At 63.1% G+C, this 16,941-nt stretch carries 14 protein-coding genes; 10 read left to right on the top strand and 4 right to left on the bottom strand.

From position 1 onward, the window contains the following. The first annotated feature begins 17 nt into the window (after window positions 1-17). The 6 genes from Q0Y42_RS05145 to Q0Y42_RS05120 all read left to right on the top strand — a co-directional run bounded on the left by Q0Y42_RS05145 (window position 18) and on the right by Q0Y42_RS05120 (window position 5,496). Complete coding sequence (locus Q0Y42_RS05145) at window positions 18-329, top strand: plasmid stabilization protein (RefSeq protein WP_297800894.1); 312 nt, start codon at window positions 18-20, stop codon at window positions 327-329. An 86-nt stretch (window positions 330-415) separates the two neighbouring features. Continuing rightward, a complete protein-coding gene (locus tag Q0Y42_RS05140; protein WP_297800892.1) occupies window positions 416-1,348 on the top strand; it encodes a hypothetical protein in 933 nt (310 codons plus the stop codon). Beyond that, entirely contained in the window at window positions 1,345-2,217 is an 873-nt protein-coding gene (locus tag Q0Y42_RS05135; RefSeq protein WP_297800890.1) for a ThiF family adenylyltransferase, read from the top strand. Before Q0Y42_RS05140 ends, Q0Y42_RS05135 begins: the two co-directional genes overlap by 4 nt. Next, the gene (locus Q0Y42_RS05130; protein WP_297800888.1) at window positions 2,214-3,419 is read left to right on the top strand and encodes a hypothetical protein; all 1,206 of its coding nucleotides are present in this window, start codon (window positions 2,214-2,216) and stop codon (window positions 3,417-3,419) included. The genes Q0Y42_RS05135 and Q0Y42_RS05130 overlap by 4 nt, the downstream gene beginning before the upstream one ends. Then, window positions 3,416-4,528, top strand: coding sequence for a GNAT family N-acetyltransferase (locus Q0Y42_RS05125; protein WP_297800886.1), 1,113 nt, complete (start codon window positions 3,416-3,418; stop codon window positions 4,526-4,528). Before Q0Y42_RS05130 ends, Q0Y42_RS05125 begins: the two co-directional genes overlap by 4 nt. Then, a complete protein-coding gene (locus tag Q0Y42_RS05120) occupies window positions 4,525-5,496 on the top strand; it encodes a hypothetical protein (protein ID WP_297800884.1) in 972 nt (323 codons plus the stop codon). Before Q0Y42_RS05125 ends, Q0Y42_RS05120 begins: the two co-directional genes overlap by 4 nt. Here Q0Y42_RS05120 and Q0Y42_RS05115 read toward each other — a convergent pair. Further along, entirely contained in the window at window positions 5,493-7,142 is a 1,650-nt protein-coding gene (locus Q0Y42_RS05115; protein WP_297800883.1) for a c-type cytochrome, read from the bottom strand. The two genes, Q0Y42_RS05120 and Q0Y42_RS05115, sit on opposite strands and share 4 nt — an antisense overlap. Before the next feature lie 261 nt (window positions 7,143-7,403). On the opposite strand from Q0Y42_RS05115, the gene Q0Y42_RS05110 reads away from it, so the two are divergent. The 4 genes from Q0Y42_RS05110 to Q0Y42_RS05095 all read left to right on the top strand — a co-directional run bounded on the left by Q0Y42_RS05110 (window position 7,404) and on the right by Q0Y42_RS05095 (window position 12,834). After that, the gene (locus Q0Y42_RS05110; RefSeq protein ID WP_297800881.1) at window positions 7,404-9,554 is read left to right on the top strand and encodes a catalase; all 2,151 of its coding nucleotides are present in this window, start codon (window positions 7,404-7,406) and stop codon (window positions 9,552-9,554) included. A 12-nt stretch (window positions 9,555-9,566) separates the two neighbouring features. Continuing rightward, complete coding sequence (locus Q0Y42_RS05105; protein ID WP_297800879.1) at window positions 9,567-10,226, top strand: hemerythrin domain-containing protein; 660 nt, start codon at window positions 9,567-9,569, stop codon at window positions 10,224-10,226. A gap of 113 nt (window positions 10,227-10,339) precedes the next feature. Then, a complete protein-coding gene (locus Q0Y42_RS05100; protein WP_297800877.1) occupies window positions 10,340-11,299 on the top strand; it encodes a helix-turn-helix domain-containing protein in 960 nt (319 codons plus the stop codon). Between the two features lie 59 nt (window positions 11,300-11,358). Then, the gene (locus tag Q0Y42_RS05095) at window positions 11,359-12,834 is read left to right on the top strand and encodes a carotenoid oxygenase family protein (protein WP_297800875.1); all 1,476 of its coding nucleotides are present in this window, start codon (window positions 11,359-11,361) and stop codon (window positions 12,832-12,834) included. 61 nt (window positions 12,835-12,895) lie between these two features. On the opposite strand, the gene Q0Y42_RS05090 is transcribed toward Q0Y42_RS05095, so the two are convergent. From Q0Y42_RS05090 to Q0Y42_RS05080, 3 genes are all read right to left on the bottom strand, one after another. Further along, on the bottom strand, window positions 12,896-13,702 hold the full coding sequence (locus Q0Y42_RS05090; RefSeq protein ID WP_297800873.1) for a DUF1295 domain-containing protein: 807 nt from the start codon (window positions 13,700-13,702) through the stop codon (window positions 12,896-12,898). A gap of 58 nt (window positions 13,703-13,760) precedes the next feature. Then, window positions 13,761-15,560 carry an AMP-binding protein gene (locus tag Q0Y42_RS05085; RefSeq protein WP_297800871.1) on the bottom strand — a complete coding sequence of 600 codons (1,800 nt, stop codon included), beginning with the start codon at window positions 15,558-15,560 and terminating at the stop codon, window positions 13,761-13,763. Window positions 15,561-15,694: 134 nt separating this feature from the next. Continuing rightward, window positions 15,695-16,915 carry an acetyl-CoA acetyltransferase gene (locus Q0Y42_RS05080; protein ID WP_297800869.1) on the bottom strand — a complete coding sequence of 407 codons (1,221 nt, stop codon included), beginning with the start codon at window positions 16,913-16,915 and terminating at the stop codon, window positions 15,695-15,697. Between the last annotated feature and the right edge of the window lie 26 nt (window positions 16,916-16,941).

Raw genomic sequence — 16,941 nt, 5'->3', positions numbered from 1 at the left:
CCCAGAGGAGAACAGCCATGCCCCGTGGAGACAAATCCAAATACACCGACAAACAGGAACGCAAGGCGGACCATATCGCCGAAAGCTATGAGTCCCGTGGCGTGTCCAAGAAGGAGGCCGAAGCCCGCGCCTGGGCCACCGTCAATAAAGACGATGGCGGCGGCAAGAACCCCGGTGGTTCCGGACGCGGCAAGTCCACAGGCCATCCCGCCGCGAAAAAGGGCGGCAAGAAAGGCGGGCAAACATCGGCCTCGCGCACTAAAGCCGACCGATCAGCCGCAGCCAAGAAGGGTTGGGAAACCCGTCGCCGCAAAAACGGTGGCAACTAATACCCGGATATATCCACCGCTTGACCTCCCCCTCCCTCGGTGGGCACCCTTGGGTGTAGTTTTTGGCGGGGGAGTCGCCGGACCCGATGATCAATCTGACATGGCGATCCGGTCGCAATATGTGGACGCGCATCGTCGAGCGCCCCGGCCTGACCCTATCGGTGGATCAGACGCGCGCCTTGGTCAACGACATGCGCTCCATCGCCAGCCTGACCCTGAAGGGCGAGGATCTGGAATACGGCGTGCTGGGTGGCGATGCAGAGCGGTTGAACAACTGCGTCATCACTGTCGTCTATCAGTCTGAAAATTCTAAAGGTCCGCGCCGTCCGGTGGCGTTCAATGTGCTGTCGCTTCTGGATGTGGAACTGGCAGACCGACCGACGCAGGTGATGCACCTTGGCCTTGTCATGGTGGACCCGACGGCACGCGGGCGCGGCCTGTCGGCCACCCTCTATGGCCTAACCTGCGTGCTGATGTTCCTGACGGGTCAGGGTCGCCCGATGTGGATTTCCAACGTCACACAGGTACCGGCCGTCGCAGGCATGGTGGCGGAGACGTTTTCCGACGTTTTTCCCTCGCCCCGTCCCGATGCGCGCCGCAGCTTCGACCACCTGTCACTGGGCCGCCAGATCATGGCTCGCCACCGCGCGGCCTTTGGCGTCGGCGAAGAAGCCGGTTTCGACGAGGCGCGCTTCGTCATCACCAATGCCTATACCGGCGGCAGCGACGCCCTGAAGAAAACCTTCGAACAAGCAACGCCGCATAGAAAACAGAAATACAACGATTTTTGCCAGCAACAGCTGGACTATGACCGAGGCGACGACCTGATCCAGATCGGTCGCATCGACATGGCGGCAGCCGGCCAATACCTGCGAAAGGTCGCCCCACCGACCACCGCCATGGGGCTGACGGGCCTCGTCCTTTTGATGGGGGCGCGCATGGCGGTCCTGCCCCTGATCCACTGGCTGTCGCCTGACCGCGCATGGGGCGTGCTGCGCCCCGCAAAGATGAGCAAATGACCGATTTCTATTCCGAGATGACCACCCGCAACATCGGCTTCATTACCGAGGCCGAGCAACAGTGCCTGAAAGACGGCGCGGTCTTTGTCGCAGGCGTGGGCGGCATGGGCGGCGCGGCGGTCCAGATGCTGGTGCGAGCGGGCGTAGGCAAGATCGCCATCGCCGATCTCGATAGTTTCGAAATTTCAAACCTTAATCGCCAACTCTTCGCGTTCACTGACACCGTGGATCGCCCCAAGGCCGAGGTGACGGCAGAGGGTCTGAAGCGCATCAATCTCGATCTGGCGCTGACGGTTCTGGGGGCGGAATGGACCGAAAAGCTGGACGAGCTGTGCGCGGAGTACAGCGTCATCATCAACGGCTGTGACGACATTCCCGCCACCGCCCAACTGTACCGCAAGGCCAAGCAGCATGGCGCGACGGTGATCGACGCCTATGCCTCGCCGCTGCCCTCTGTCATTGTGGTGCGCCCCACCGATCCCCGCCCCGAAGAACGCCTCGGCTATCCGATCAAGGGCACGGACTGGAAGGCCATCACCGAGGAACAGGCCGCCGCCTGTTTCATGAAGGAACTGGAATGGGTGATGACCCATTCGTCCAGCCACAGCCATGTGGACCTGACTGCCGCCGCCGAAATGGCCGCCGGAAAGCGCAAGCGCATGAGCTTCGCCCCCATGGTCACCACCGCCGGATGCCTGATGGCGGGCGAAGCGCTGGCCCTTTTGATGGGGCGCAAGACAAAGACCGACTGCCGTGGCTGGTTCATGAACACGCGTGACGCGAAATGCGAGCGCCCCCTGCCCGCCCCCATCGGCGCGTTGAAGGCGGTCATCGTGCGTCGCTTCATGCAAAGGCTTCTGGCCGGATGAGCGATCTGTCGCTGGCAGAAACCACGCGCATGCTCGTGGACGGGTTCGGGGCGATCGGCGCATTGGCGGTGGCGCTCGTCCTGTGGCGACGTCGCCGCCGCTCGACCGTCCAGAACGTGCTGCTGCTCGTGTTCGGCCTGTCGGGCCTTTTCTATCTCTGCCGCGCGCTCAGCATGGCCACGGGTGTGGGGGCATTTGGGGCCCTGACGCTGGTGCTGGCCTGCGCCCTGCCGACGGCGGCGCTGATCCTCGCGGAAATCCTGCTGCGGCGGCATTCACCGCTGTGGATGAAGATCGTCATCGGCGGCGGCACCATCCTTGGCATCCTCGCCGCCCTTCTGGCCGGAAGCGGCATTGAGCGGGCCTTCAATCTGGCGATCTATGTGCCGTGCGCCCTACTGCTGGTTTTGGGCCTGATCGTATTCCGCCGCCGTGACAGCCTGTCGCCGATGGAGAACTCCACCCTCAACGCCTATGCCCGCGCCCTTCTGGCGACGGGCCTGTTGGCGCTGACGGATTTCCGTATCGGCCTGCCCGTCGGCCTGTCCGCACTGGGTCTGCTGGGCCTCGCCTATGCCGCCGCTGCCGGAGCCAATGCGCCCAAGGGGTGGCTGGACACGATCAAGGAGCTGTCACTCACCTTCGCGACGGCCATCCTGCTGGCGGGGGCGCTGATGCTGCTCAACCGCCCGCAAAGCTGGCTGGAGGCAGGCTCGGTGCTGGCGGTGACGGTAGCCGCCCTGTTGGCTCTGTCGGTGCTGCTGCGCCTGCGCTCGGGCGGCAATGACCAACAGCGCCGCCTGTTCGACCATACGCTGGCCAATGCCGACACCGCATCGCTGGGTGCCTTTATCGCCGATGCGTCCCGCGTCGCTCCGCTGGAAGGGCTGATCCTCGCCCAAGGCAACGACCTGACCGATTACGACCCCGCCCTGCTGCCCGCCGCGTTCGAGGGCCGCCCTGTGGTCCACCTGTCCAGCCTGTGGGCCGAGCATCCGCTGGCCGATGCCCGCGAACAGCTGCGTGACCTGCTGCTGCGGCACAACTCGACGCACGCCATCCTGATCTCGGACCAGCCGCTGCGGATCGGGCTTGTCGCGCTGGGCGGATCGGCCCTGCTGGACGAGGACGAGCGGGCCATGGCCCTGTTCCAGAAGACGGCCGCCCTCTTGGCCGCACACAGTACCGGAGAAGCCGCATGACCCTTGAGCTGGTAAAGGGTGATTTCAACGCCTTCTTCCGCGTCCCGTTCGAGGTCTATCCGTCCGACAGCCCCTATGTTTCGCCCATGCGGTCGGACCTGAAAAAGTACCTCGACCCCAAGCAGAACCCGATGCTGAAATCCGGCGGCGCGCTGGAGTTCTATGTCGTCAAACGCGACGGCAGGCCCGTGGCCCGCGCGACCGCCCACCGCCATCGGCAATCGAATGAACGCCACGGCTGGGCGCGGACCTGCTTCGGCTATTTCGACGCGGCGGACGATGCGGACGCCATCGACCTGCTGTTCGCGGCCATCACCGACTTTGCCCGCCGCCACGGCGACACCGAGATCGTCGGCCCCTTCAACCTGACGGCCATGCAGATGGTCGGTATGGTGACCGAGGGGTTCGAACACGCCCCGACCACCGACATGATGTGGAACCCGCCGTGGTTGCCGAAGCATCTGGAGCGGCTGGGCTTTGCGGCAGAGTTTCCGATGATGACCTGGGGCTTCCGTCCTGACGAAGTGGACGAGAACAGGCTGCTGCGCGGCGGTGCGCGGGACATCCTGAACTCGCCCGACTGGACCTTTGCCCCCATCACCCGCCGCGACTTCAAGGTCCGCATGGAGGAAGGCCGTCTGTGCCTGAATGCAGGCTTTGACCAAAACCCCATGTTCGTCCCCCTGACCGCAGAGGAGTTCCAGTTTCAGGCGGGCGAGATGATGTGGGTGATGGACCCGACCCTGTCTGCCATCATTCATCATAAAGGTGAACCAGCGGGCGTAGTCATCTGTATTCCCGACCTAAATCCTTTCGTGCGCCATGCGGGTGCACGCTATGGAGTGCGGATGATCTGGTCGTGGCTACGCGGTCTGTTCGCGCCCAAGCGCGCCGTCATCATCCTCTATTCGGTACGCCCCGAACACCACGGCAAGGGGGTGAATGCCGCCATGCTGCACCGCGTGGTGGAAGCGCTGAAGAAGGGCAAATACCAATACTGCGGCGGCACATGGATCGCCGACGTCAACGGCCCCAGCCTCAGCTACGTCAACCGTCTGGGGGCCGAGCGCCTTCATCGCACCCACCTGTTCCGCAAGGCCGTGGCATGACGCCCGAACTGTTCCGCGAACTGGTGGCCGAGGCGGCGCTGTCGCCCAATGTGCACAACATCCAGCCGACCCAATGGCGACGGATCGACGGGGACACCATCGCCCTGATCGCGTCGCCGGGCCGCACCCTGCCCGTCGGCGATCCGACGGGGCGCGACGCCGCCGCCAGCCACGGTGCCGCCGCAGAGGGCATGATCCTCGCCGCCAGCCTCAGGGGCATCGCCCTGTCGCTGACCGCCCCTGCCCAAGGCGAGGTCGCCCGCTTGGCGGTGACGGGGAGCACCACTGCCGATCCACTGGCCGCGCGCCTGACAAGGCGGCGGACCTATCGCGGCAAGTTCGACCGCCGCCGTACCGACGACGCCTTGGCCGCGCTCGAAACCTTCAGCCATCCCGACGCCCGCCTGATCACAGACCGCGCCGAGATCGAACAGATCGCCCGCCTGACCGATCAGGCGACCATGCGAGCTTTCCGCAATCGTCCCTACCGCACCGAGTTGACGTCATGGATGCGGCTGACCCCGCGCCATCCGCGATGGAGCGTGGATGGCCTGAACGCCCAAGCCATGGCCATGTCCACCCCCGTTGCCGTGGCGGCGGGCGTGGTGATGTCCCATCCGGTGTTCGAGGCGCTGGATGCGGTAAAACTCGCCGCCCCCCTGACCGGCGAGGCCGCAACGACCAACACGGCCGCCGCGCTGGTTGCCTTGGTGCAGGACCGCGATGCGCCGCCGTTTGAAACCGGACGCCTCTGGCACCGCCTGTGGCTGGAACTGACGGCGCGGGGCCTTGCCGCCTCACCCCTGACCATATTGGGCGACGATCCGATGGCTGCTGATGAAATGGCCGAACGTCTTTCAGTGCCGTCGCACCGCCGCGTGGTCACGGTCCTGCGTGCAGGGATGGTGGACGCCGCCAGATTGCCCGCCCCCGCACGCCTTTCGGTAGACGAACTGATCGTCCCCTAGAGCCGCTTCAGATATTCCAGCAGATCGCGCTTTTCGCTGTCCGACAGGCCGCCGAACATGCGCGTGTGACCACCGTTGCCCATGCCGCGCTGGCGGGTGTCCACTTCAGACGGGTGGCTATAGGGCACATAGCCCTCGGGATAGGCCACGCCTACCTTGTCGAGATCCATCGCATGGCCGCCGACACGGAAGGTCACGGGACGTTCCTCCAGTCCCAGCAGTGCCGCCAGCGACGGTACCGAGCCGTTGTGCAGATAGGGCGCGCTCTGCCAGATGCCGGTCAGCGGTGGCGGCGCATACTGGCCCGTGCTCTCGGCCCTGATGTGACGGCGGATCGGGCTGGCGTTCACCTTGTCGGCCAGCGCCTCGTCCATCGTCTCCGCACGGACAGGATCGGTCCCGACCGACCGCAGGGTGTTGGGGAAGCGCACCAGTCGCGGCCCTTGCCCACTGTCCTCATAGCTGCCGTGACATGAGGAACAGGCTTCCGCAAACAGCCGCTCTCCCCGTCTGGCCCGCGCCATGTCGATGGTCCCCGGAAAGGGTTGTGGCCGCACCGTACCGACAAAGGCAAAGGCTTCGCGGACCTGCGGAACGGCGCGGACAGCGGCCTCGTCACTCATGCCCATGGTGGGCACAGTGAAATAGGCCGTGATCCCCGCCAGCGCATTGATGTGGGCCGGATCAATCGCATCGGCAGGCATCATGCGGCGGCGCTCGCGACCGTCATTGGGCGCATAGGCCCCGTCCCACAGCAGCATGGTGCGGAAAGTCCGGTCAGCCAGATGCGGCACAGACGTGAAGCCCCGCTCGCGCTCGAACGCGCCCTCGTCCCCCGCCAGCATCCCGTGCTGCATCTTCAGGGCCGCCACCCCATTGGTTACACCCGCATGGCCACTGTGGAACGGCAGCGGGCCGTTGCCCGCGCGCACCAGATACTGCAGACGGTCGGTCATGCGCGGCATGACGAAATCGCGCAGGGTCTTTTCCTCGCGGGCCGTCATGCCCGGATAGAGGGCGCGAGCGGCAGCCAACAGGCGATCCACATCCCCTGATGTCGCAACCAGTGCGCGGTAGATGTCCTGCGTATAGCGTTCCAGATCAAGCGACGGATTGGGCGCGCCCAGCCAGACGCGGTTCGGCTCGGGCCTGCCCTGCGCGTCATAGGTCGGGGCGGCGTGACAGGCCGCGCATCCGGTGCTGGCGATCTGCAGTTCGATCTGCGGGATGGAGCGCGTGCCGGTACCCAGAACCAGCCCCATGGCCGCCTCCGGTCGCGGAGCCGCCCCCGCGCCTTCAGGCCAGTTGGCGATGGTCTCGGGATACTGGAAGCCATAGCCCTGCATGATCCGGCGCAAGGCCGCCTGCGAGAGATCGTCCGGCGACTGATGCAGGACCAGCGCCGCGGACGTCAGCTTCCACGGCAGGGCCACGGTGTTCATGGCATCCGAATTCAGCCCACCGAAATCCCCGAAGGCAAACTGCATGGCACCGCGCGCCACAGCATCATCCGAGGGCTGCCAATTCTCCAGAACCGCCGAGCGTGCGGAGATATGCCCCCTCAGGAAATCCCACGCGGAGCTTCCGCCACTGGCGCATCCAGCAAGGGCAAGAACCCCCATACTCACGAAAAGCGCACGCTTCACGGCAAATCCCTCTCCATTCCGGCCCACACTAGCCTTGGGCGGCCATCCTCGCCACGGGCAAGGATCACAAACTCTTCAGTCATCCGCACCGGCCCCAAGCCCATTGTTTTCATGTGCGAAACTTGAAGCAGCGATCCTGCCCCCTCCCCAACGTAAAAAACATTCAGGAACCAGTGGCCGAACGCGGGGTTGTCAAACCGCACAGGTCCGGTCCGTGTCCACGGACCCGCATGCCTGCAACGGCTTACGGAGACTGCCTTTATGAAACCCTCCAAAACCTCCCCCAGTTTGGATAACAGCCTGCACCACCATGCTCCCGGCGCAGGCAAGGGCGAGTTCAAGACCGATACCGGCAACGCTGGCGAGACCCAGCAGCACATCAAGCATGATGGCGACCACAAGGATGGCGTGGCCCATCTGACCGACAATTTCGGTCACCGTATCTCCGACAACCAGAACAGCCTTCGCGCAGGCGCTCGCGGCCCGACGCTGCTTGAGGACTTTGTCCTGCGCGAGAAGATTTTCCACTTCGACCACGAACGCATCCCCGAGCGCATCGTACACGCGCGCGGCTCGGGCGCGCATGGCGTGTTCAAGGTCACCAAGGCCATCCCGGAACTGACCAAGGCCGGTCTGTTCCAAAAGGAAGACAATGAGTGCCCCGTCTTCGTGCGCTTCTCGACCGTCGCGGGCGGCGCGGGATCCATCGACACGCCGCGCGACGTGCGCGGCTTTGCGGTCAAGCTCTACACCGACGAGGGCAACTGGGACCTCGTGGGCAACAACATTCCGGTCTTCTTCATCCAGGATGCGATGAAGTTCCCCGATCTCGTCCATTCGGTGAAGATGGAGGCCGACCGCGGCTATCCGCAAGCCGCCTCGGCGCATGACACCTTCTGGGACTTCGTCTCCCTGATGCCCGAGACCATGCACATGATCATGTGGGCGATGTCGGACCGCGGCATCCCGCGCACCCTGCGCAACATCGAGGGCTTTGGCGTTCACACCTTCCGCTTCGTCAACGCCAAGGGCGAAGGCAAGTTCGTGAAATTCCACTGGAAGCCGGTGCTGGGCATTGAAAGCACCACCTGGGACGAGGCGGTCAAGATCGCCGGTGCCGATCCCGACTTCCACCGCCGCGACCTGTTCGAATCCATCGACGCGGGTGACTTCCCCGAGTGGGATTTCGGCATTCAGGTGTTCGACGAGGCCTGGGCCGCCAAACAGCCCTATGACGTCCTCGACGCCACCAAGCTGATCCCCGAGGAAGAAATTCCGGTCCAGATCATCGGTCGCATGACCCTGAACCGGAACGTCGACAACTTCTTCGCCGAGACCGAACAGGCCGCCTTCCTGCCCTCCAACATCATTCCGGGCATCGACTTCACCAACGACCCGCTGCTGCAGGGCCGCCTGTTCTCCTATCTGGACACGCAGAAGTCGCGCCTTGGCACGACCAACTTCCACCAGATCCCGATCAATGCGCCCAAATGCCCGTTCCACAATTTCCAGCGCGACGGGCTGATGCAGACGCTGATCCCGACGGGCCGCGCCAACTATGAGCCGAACAGCCTGAATGAAGCGGGCGAGGATGCAGGCCCCCGCGCCTGCCCCGAAACCGGCTTCACCTCGTTCCGCGAAAACGGCGAGCGCAATGACGGCAGCGAGCTGCTGCGCGTGCGCGCGGAAACCTTCGCGGACCACTATTCGCAAGCGCGCCTCTTCTACCGCTCGCAGACCGAGAACGAACAGGCCCACATCCGTGATGCCATCGTCTTCGAACTGTCGAAGGTGAACCTCGAGCACGTCCGCGAACGTGTTCTGTCGCGCCTGCGGAATATCGACGAGGACATGGCCAAGCGCATTGCCGACGGTCTGGCCATGGACCTGCCGGCCAAGGCTCCGGCCGCCAAGGAACCGGTCGATATGAAGCCGTCGGACGCCCTGTCGATCCAGAAACAGGCGAAGAAGACGTTCAAGGGCCGCACCGTCGGCCTGCTGTTCGCCGAAGGATCGGACAAGGCCAGCATCGACAAGCTGAAGGGCGACATTGAAAAGGCGGGCGGTACCGTCAAACTGGTCGCGCCCAAGGTCGGTGGCATTCCGGTCAAGGGTGGCGAACTGAAGGCCGATGAAAAGTTGGAAGGCGCGCCGTCGGTCGTGTTCGACGCCGTGGCCTCGGTCCTGATGCCGGACGCCGCAGAAAAGCTGACGAAGAACGCTGCCGCCATCCAGTGGTTCGCCGACGCCTATGCCCACTGCAAGACCATCGGTCACTGCAAGGGCACGCAAATCCTGCTCGACAAGGCCAATGTCGAAAAGGACGAAGGCGTGGTGCCGTGGGAGGAAATGGTTGGCGTCGGCCCCGTCCGTCACTGGGCGCGCGAACCCAAAGTCCGCGACCTGCCGTAAGGAGGCACGAGAATGGCCACACAAACCACTACGGCGACAAAGTCCAAATCGGCAAAGGCTGACAAGGCTGCCGCAAAGGACGCCAAGAAGGACCCGAAGAAGGCCAAGGCCGATGCCATCGCCGAGGCCAAATCCTTTGCGCCCGAGCTGTCCGTCCGCATCGGCTCGACGCCCAAGACCAAGTTCCGGGGCAATCCGGACATCTTTGGGCGTCTGGTCGAGGACCACGACAAGCACCGCGCCCTGATCGCCATGATCGAGGAGACCACCAGCGGACAGCCCGAACAGCGCAAGAAGCTGTTCGAGGCTTTCTGCAAGGAGGTTCAGGCCCACGCCAACGCCGAGGATCAGGCCCTGTGGTCCACGGTCCTGCGCGAGCCGTCCACCACCGACGACGCCCGCCATGCCGTGGCCGAGCACAAGGAACTGGACAAGCTGATGGCGGACCTTGCGGCGCGTGACTATGGCAACCCCGGCTGGCTTCGCCGCTTTGCCGCGCTGAAGGAAGAATACCTGCACCACATCGCCGAGGAGGAGCAGGAACAGTTCGCCGCTGCCGAGAAAATCCTCTCAAGCAGCGACCTGAAATACATGCGCAAGGTGTTCGAGCGTCGCAAAAAGGAAGAGAAGGCGACCTTGAAGATCGAAAAGAAGATCAGGTTGAAGAATTAAACCGGCATTTTGCGCCATATCGCCCCGCTACGCCGAAAGTAGCGGGGCGTTTTCTTTGTCGGCCGCGCCATTGCGATTGACTTGAGTGGCCCAGCCGACGAGTCTCCGCCCCCATGAGCCTGTCCCAGAATACGACCGCTGCCGCGAGGGCCAGCGAGGGTGCTGAAAACCGTTTGATGCCTGCCAACTCTGCGGCGCGCGCCCTGAACATTCTGGGCGATCGCTGGGTGCTGATGATCTGTACCCAAGCCTTCGTCGGCACGTCACGGTTTGAAGAATTCCAGTCGCGCATCGGCATTGCCCGTAGCCTGCTGACAGACCGTCTGCGTCGCCTCGAAAGCGTAGGCGTTCTGGCACGCCATCAGTATCAGGCCCGCCCTCCCCGCGACGAATATCGTCTGACGGAAGCTGGCGAGGACCTGTTCAAGACCGCGCTGATGATCCTGCGCTGGGAGCGCCACTGGCACTATGACGCCAAGGTTCGCGCCCACAACCTGACCCACAGCTGCGGCCACCCGCTGGAGGCGCAATGCCGTTGCAGCCACTGCGACAAGGAAGTGGTCGCCCGCGACGTCCGTTCCAAGGCGGGGCCCGGTGCAGGGTTCGACCCTGCCCTCAAGGCACGCGCCCAGCGCCGCTCCATCGTCGAAATCCGCAACAGCACCGACGCGATGATCGAGCGGGCCATCGCTGTTCTGGGGGATCGCTGGATCTCGCACACCATTGCCGCCGCCTTCTTTGGTGCCCGCCGTTTTGGGGAATTTCAGCAGCAACTGGGCATCGCCACCAACATCCTGTCGGAGCGACTGGCACGCCTTGTTACCCTCGGCATCCTCGAACAGCGGCCCTATCAGACCCAACCTCTACGTATGGAATATCGCCTGACGGAAAAGGGTCTGGACCTGTTTCCGCTGGTGGTCGAACTAATCAACTGGGGGGCCAAATGGTTGTCCGGCCCGGAAGGTGCGCCTGAGACCCTGATCCACAGTTGCGGCGCGACGTTGCGTACGAAAGTGGTCTGCGGCCACTGCCATGAAGAAGTCACACGCGGCAGCTCTTCGGGCCTCGCCTAGGTCGCTTGCATAAACAGACTAACAGTGTTAGCTGATATCCATACCAATGGGGAATGGATATGAAAGTCACGCGTCTGGAACCTGTTAAAACCACGCTTCAGCCCACGAACCACCCGTATATGACGGGCCCGTGGACCCCGCAGTGGGAGGAAGTCACCGCGCTTGATCTTGATGTGATCGAGGGCGAGATCCCGACCGATATCGACGGGGTCTATCTGCGTAATACCGAAAACCCCGTACACCAGCCGCTGGGCCGCTATCACCCGTTCGACGGTGACGGCATGCTGCACCAGATCAGCATCCAGAACGGTAAGGCCGACTATCGCAACCGCTTTGTCCGCACCCGCGGCTTTGTGGCCGAACAGATCGCCGAGGGGTCGCTGTGGGGCGGCATCCAGGATGGTCCGGGCACGTCCAAGCGCCCCGGCTTCGGTGCGCACGAAAGCCTGAAGGACTCATCCTCCACCGACGTGGTGATCCACAACGGCAAGGCCATCTCGACCTTCTACCAGTGCGGCGAAGCCTACATGCTGGACCCCGAAACCATGGAACAGCTGGGTACCGCTCCGTGGGTTCCGCTGGACGGCGTATCGGCCCACCCCAAGACCGATGAACGCACCGGCGAGATGCTGTTCTTCAACTATTCGAAGCACGCGCCCTACATGCACTATGGCGTGATCAACAAGGACGGGAAGCAGGTCCACTACACCCCGATCCCCCTGCCCGGTCCGCGCCTGCCGCACGACATGATCTTCTCGGAGAACTATTCGATCCTGAACGACTTCCCGTTGTTCTGGGACGAAGGCCTGCTGGAGAAGGGCTATCACGCGGCCCGCATGCACGACCTGCCGTCGCGCTTTGCCGTCATCCCGCGCTATGGCACCGAAAAGGACATCCGCTGGTTCGAGGCGGACCCGACCTATGTGCTGCACTTCCTCAATGCCTATGAGGAAGGCGACGAGATCGTCATGGACGGCTACTTCCAGGAAGTGCCCATGCCCGAGCCGCTGGAAGGCGCGCCCAAGGGTATGGACCGGATGATGGCCTATCTGGACGAGCACAGCTTCAAATCCAAACTGCACCGCTGGCGCTTCAACCTGAAGACCAGCGAGACGACCGAGGGGCACCTCGACGACCGCGTGCTGGAGTTCGGCGTCATCAACAACCGCTATGCCGGTCGCAAGAACCGCTATTGCTATTCGACGACGACCAAGCCGGGCTGGTTCCTGTTCAACGGCTTCGTCAAACACGATCTGGAAACCGGCGAAAGCTGGCAGATCACCCTGCCGGATGGTCGCTATGCAAGCGAAAGCCCCTTTGTCCCGCGCATCAACGCCAAGGACGAGGATGATGGCTATCTGATTAGCTTCATCATCGACGAGAATGCCGGCACGTCCGAATGCATCCTCGTGGACTGCAAGAAGTTCGAGGAAGGTCCCGTGTGCCGCATTGCCCTGCCGCACAAGATCTCCAGCGGCACCCACGCCTGCTGGGCCGATCGGGCCTATATCCGCGATGGTGTGGTCTCGGCCTGACGGGCTGAACCACACAGGGGCGAACGGGGGCGGCCTTGGGGAAGGCCGCCCCCTTTTCGTATCAGGCTTCCACCTTCTTGGGCGGCATCGGCACAAAGCCGGAGGTGCGCGCGATATAGTCGGCATACTCCGGCTTGGTCTTACGCATACGGTATTCCATCGTCGGTGCGCCCGACCACTTCATCAGGGTCCACGTCAGGAAGGCCGGACCGACAATGGCGAACAGGCCTGTCGTGGTTTCCGCCGCGATCAGGAACAGCCCCCACCAGAAAAGGCTCTCGCCGAAATAGTTGGGGTGACGGCTATAGCGCCACAGTCCCGACTGCATGACCTTGCCCTTGTTCTCTGGCTTCAGCTTGAACCTGGCCAGTTGCCCGTCGGCAATGATCTCGAAGATCAAGCCAAATACCGCGATGGCAACGCCGATCCATCCGATCACGCCCACATCCGGTGTGCGGTTGATCTGGCCCAGTTGGACCGGAAGCGACATCAGGAACTGTAGCGGTGCCTGCGTCACGCAGATGGACACCAGAGTGAAAAAGCCAAAGCTCCAACCCTTGGTTTCCTTCACCTTTTCATAAAGTCGCTCATAGCGGCGGTCGGCACCATGCACCCGCCAGCGCCAGATCATATAGCCGAACAGGCGCACACCCCACGCCGCGCAAATCCCCGTCAGCAAGGCATTTCGCAACAGAGGCCCATCCGACTGGATAAAGGTGGAAATAGCCAGCACCACTGTACCCAGTCCCCAATAAGCGTCCACAATGGTCGGGTCTTTCAACTTCAAAGAAATGGTCCAGACCAGCGCGAAACCCGCCACCGCTACACCGACATTGATCAGAAGTATCCTCAGAACTTCAGGCAGCATCACTCCCCCTTGGCCGCGTCACGGCCAGATATGTTTGACAGTTTTTCAGGAAAGGCCGTCAGGCCTCCAGAATATGGACGCCCTCGTCCGGTTGCTCGGCGAACAGACGCTCGACCAGATCGGGACGGTTATCCATCACAGCGCGGCGGTTGACCGTGCCCTTGTCCGACAGCTCGTGCGCGTTCGGATTAGGCGGCGCGGACGGGAACAGCACGCGTCGGATACGGTTGCCCGCCGACTGTGTCGCGTTGAACTGTTTCAGCCGTTCGACAATCTCGACTTCGGCGTTCGGGGCCTTGGTCCAAATCATCGCCGTCAGATAGGGCCGATTTTCGTCACACAGCACCAAATCCAGCGCCAGCGGATCAAGGTGGCGGATGATCTGCTCGCGCATGTGCCCGCCATAGACCCAAGCCCCGCTCAGTAGCTTGAACTCCTCGGCGGCGCGGCCCGCAAAAGCCAGCCCCAGTTCGGGCTTGTTCGGATCATGAAAAACGCACAGATCGCCAGAGCGATAATAACCTTCCTCGTCAAAGGCTTCGGCGGTTTTTTGGGGCTCGTCCAGATAGCCGAGCGCGAGGCTCTTGCCCTTGGCGCGCAGCTCATAGCGGTCGCCCTGTGGCACCAGCTTGATCGTCACCCCCGGCACCGGCAGGCCCAAACCCACCTTGTCAGTCTCATAGTGGGTGACGGTAATGGCCGATCCCGTTTCGGTGGAGCCATAGCCGCTGGTCAGCATGACACGGTAGCCGCAAGCCTCAACCGCACAGGCCTGAAGACGATCGAACACAGCCTGGGACAGCCCCGCTCCGCCAAACAGCATCATCTTCATGCGCGAGAAGAAGTTCCTGCGCATCTCCGGATGGGTTTCCAGCGCATCGGCCAGCATGACGTAACCCAGCGGCACATTGTTGTAATAGCCAACGCTGATCTCGGTCAGGTTCCGGATCGAGGTGTCGAACAGGCCGGGCATGGGCTTACCGTCATCGATGTAGAAGGTCCCGCCCTCCATCAGGGTGGTCCGCATCACATAGGCCCCCGCCGCGTGGTGCCAAGGCAGCCAGTCCAGCATGACCTCGTTCCAGCCCGCAGCCTTACCAACCGTCTGTTTGCACTCGGCGGTATTTGCCGCCAGCGCGCCCAGCGTGAGCACCGTCAGCTTGGGCAATCCGGTTGAGCCGGAGGTCAGCATATAGGCCGCCACCCCGTCTTCCTTCAGCCCTTCAATGGAAGCCTCGACGGCAGGCGTAGGTTCTGTAGCCACCACATCGGCCAGCAACTGCGCGCCCTCGAACGGCTCGCCGCAGATCAGCACCGCATCACCGATATCCACCGACGAGATCGCCGCGGCGATGCCTGCGGTTTCGGCCAGGATGACGGACGGCTTGGCCTTGCCGATCACATGGCGCAGACGACCCAGATCGCCGCCCAGCGCCACCATCATCGGGCTGGCCGGACAAACTGCCCGCCCCGACGCCCACCCGCCGTAGGTCACGGTCGAGAATAAAGGTGAGTTGGACGACACCAGAAACACCGTGCCATCGCCGCCCTGATCCAAAAGCCACTGGGTAAAGCCGTCGCAGTCGCGCTTGAGCTGTCGATAGCTTATCGCCTGCCAGTCGCCGCCCCCCGCCGCGCGGCGCATCAGGGCCGGTTTGTCGCCCTGTTGTTCTGCCATACGGGCGAACAGACGCGGCATGTTGAAGTCATAGGGCACAACCGGAATGCGCGACTTCAGATAGATAGTCCCGTCGGCTTCCTTGCGCACATCCAGATCGACCGGCAGCAGCGCGGCATCGCGCAGCGGTGCCTTGGCGATGTCTTCGGCGGTCAATCCCAGAGGCGAAACGACGCCCATCACGCGCCCTCCCCGTTTGTCTCAAAACCCGTGACAACCCTCGAAATCGTTCTCATTCTTTCCTCCCCACCCTGCAACGCTTCGTTAAGCGAGCGATGTCAGGTTCACTTTTCAAACGCCCCTGCTGTGGGGCTTCAGGTTCCGACAACGAAGCTGACCGTAGTGGTGGTCGATCCGCCGATGTTCAGGGTCTGGACGTTCTTCGCGCCCTCGACCTGATAGTCTCCGGCAGTGCCCGTCACCTGTTTGGCGGCATCCAGAACCATGCGCACGCCGGTCGCGCCGACGGGGTGGCCAAGACCGATCAGACCGCCGGACGGGTTGAACGGCAGCTTGCCGTCAAAATCGATCGTGCCGTCCTCGATGGCCTTCCACGCCTCGCCCGCCTTGGTCAGGCCCAGGTGTTCGATGGCCATGTATTCGGTGGTGGTGAAGCAGTCGTGCGTCTCGACGGCATCGATTCCCCACACATCGGCAATACCCGCACGGCGACGGGCATCCTCGCCCGCCTTCTTCACGTGCGGGAAGATCCAGCCCTCTTCGTCCTGAACTTCCAGCTTGGAGCGAAGGCTCATCGGCGCGCCCGTATGGCCCCAGCCCTTGATGCGCGGCAGGTCTTCAAGGCGCAGCCCGTGCTTGCGGGCATACTCGGCAGCCTTGCGCTCCGAGGCGAGGAAGACCACAGCCGCGCCATCCGTCACCTGACCGCAGTCCTGACGGCGGATATTGCCCTCGATTACCGGATTGGCTTCATCGTCATCGGTGAAACTGGCATCCGTAAAGGCCCAGCCGCGCGTCTGGGCGTTGGGGTTGCGCTTGGCATTGCCGAAATTGATCCGCGCGATCTCAGCCAGATGCTCGCGTTTGATGCCGAACCGTTCCTGATAGACGTCGCCGACGTCCGAGAAGGCGCGCGGCCACACATAGGCGGCATCCTGAAACTCGTGGCCATGCCATGCGGCCGCCCCCAGATGCTCGGCAGCCAGCTTGCCCGGCACGTTCCGCATCATCTCCAGACCGATGGCGCAGGCCACGTCATAGCGTCCGGCCTCGATATCGGCCATTGCAGCCATGATGGCCAAGGAACCCGATGCACAGGCCGCTTCGTGACGGGCGGTCGGCATGCCGTCAAAACGACGGTCCGTCTGGGCGAACAGGCCCCCCATCATGCCCTGGTGGCAGAACAGCTCGCCGACGAAATTGCCGACGTGGCCCACTTCGATCTCTGTTGGGTCCAGTTTGGCGGCGTCCAGTCCGTGGTTCAGTGCCTCGGCAAAACCGTCCGAGACTTCCATCCCTTCCCGCGCCCAGTTGCGCGAGAAATCGCTCTGCCATCCGCCCAGAACATAGACCATGACGCCAATCCTCCACCGTTATTCAA

Origin of the sequence: uncultured Brevundimonas sp. (assembly GCF_947305955.1) — a bacterium.
Taxonomy (GTDB): Bacteria; Pseudomonadota; Alphaproteobacteria; order Caulobacterales; family Caulobacteraceae; genus Brevundimonas.
Note: the sequence above shows the minus strand (reverse complement) of the source record. Positions and strands in the feature narration are given on the sequence as shown.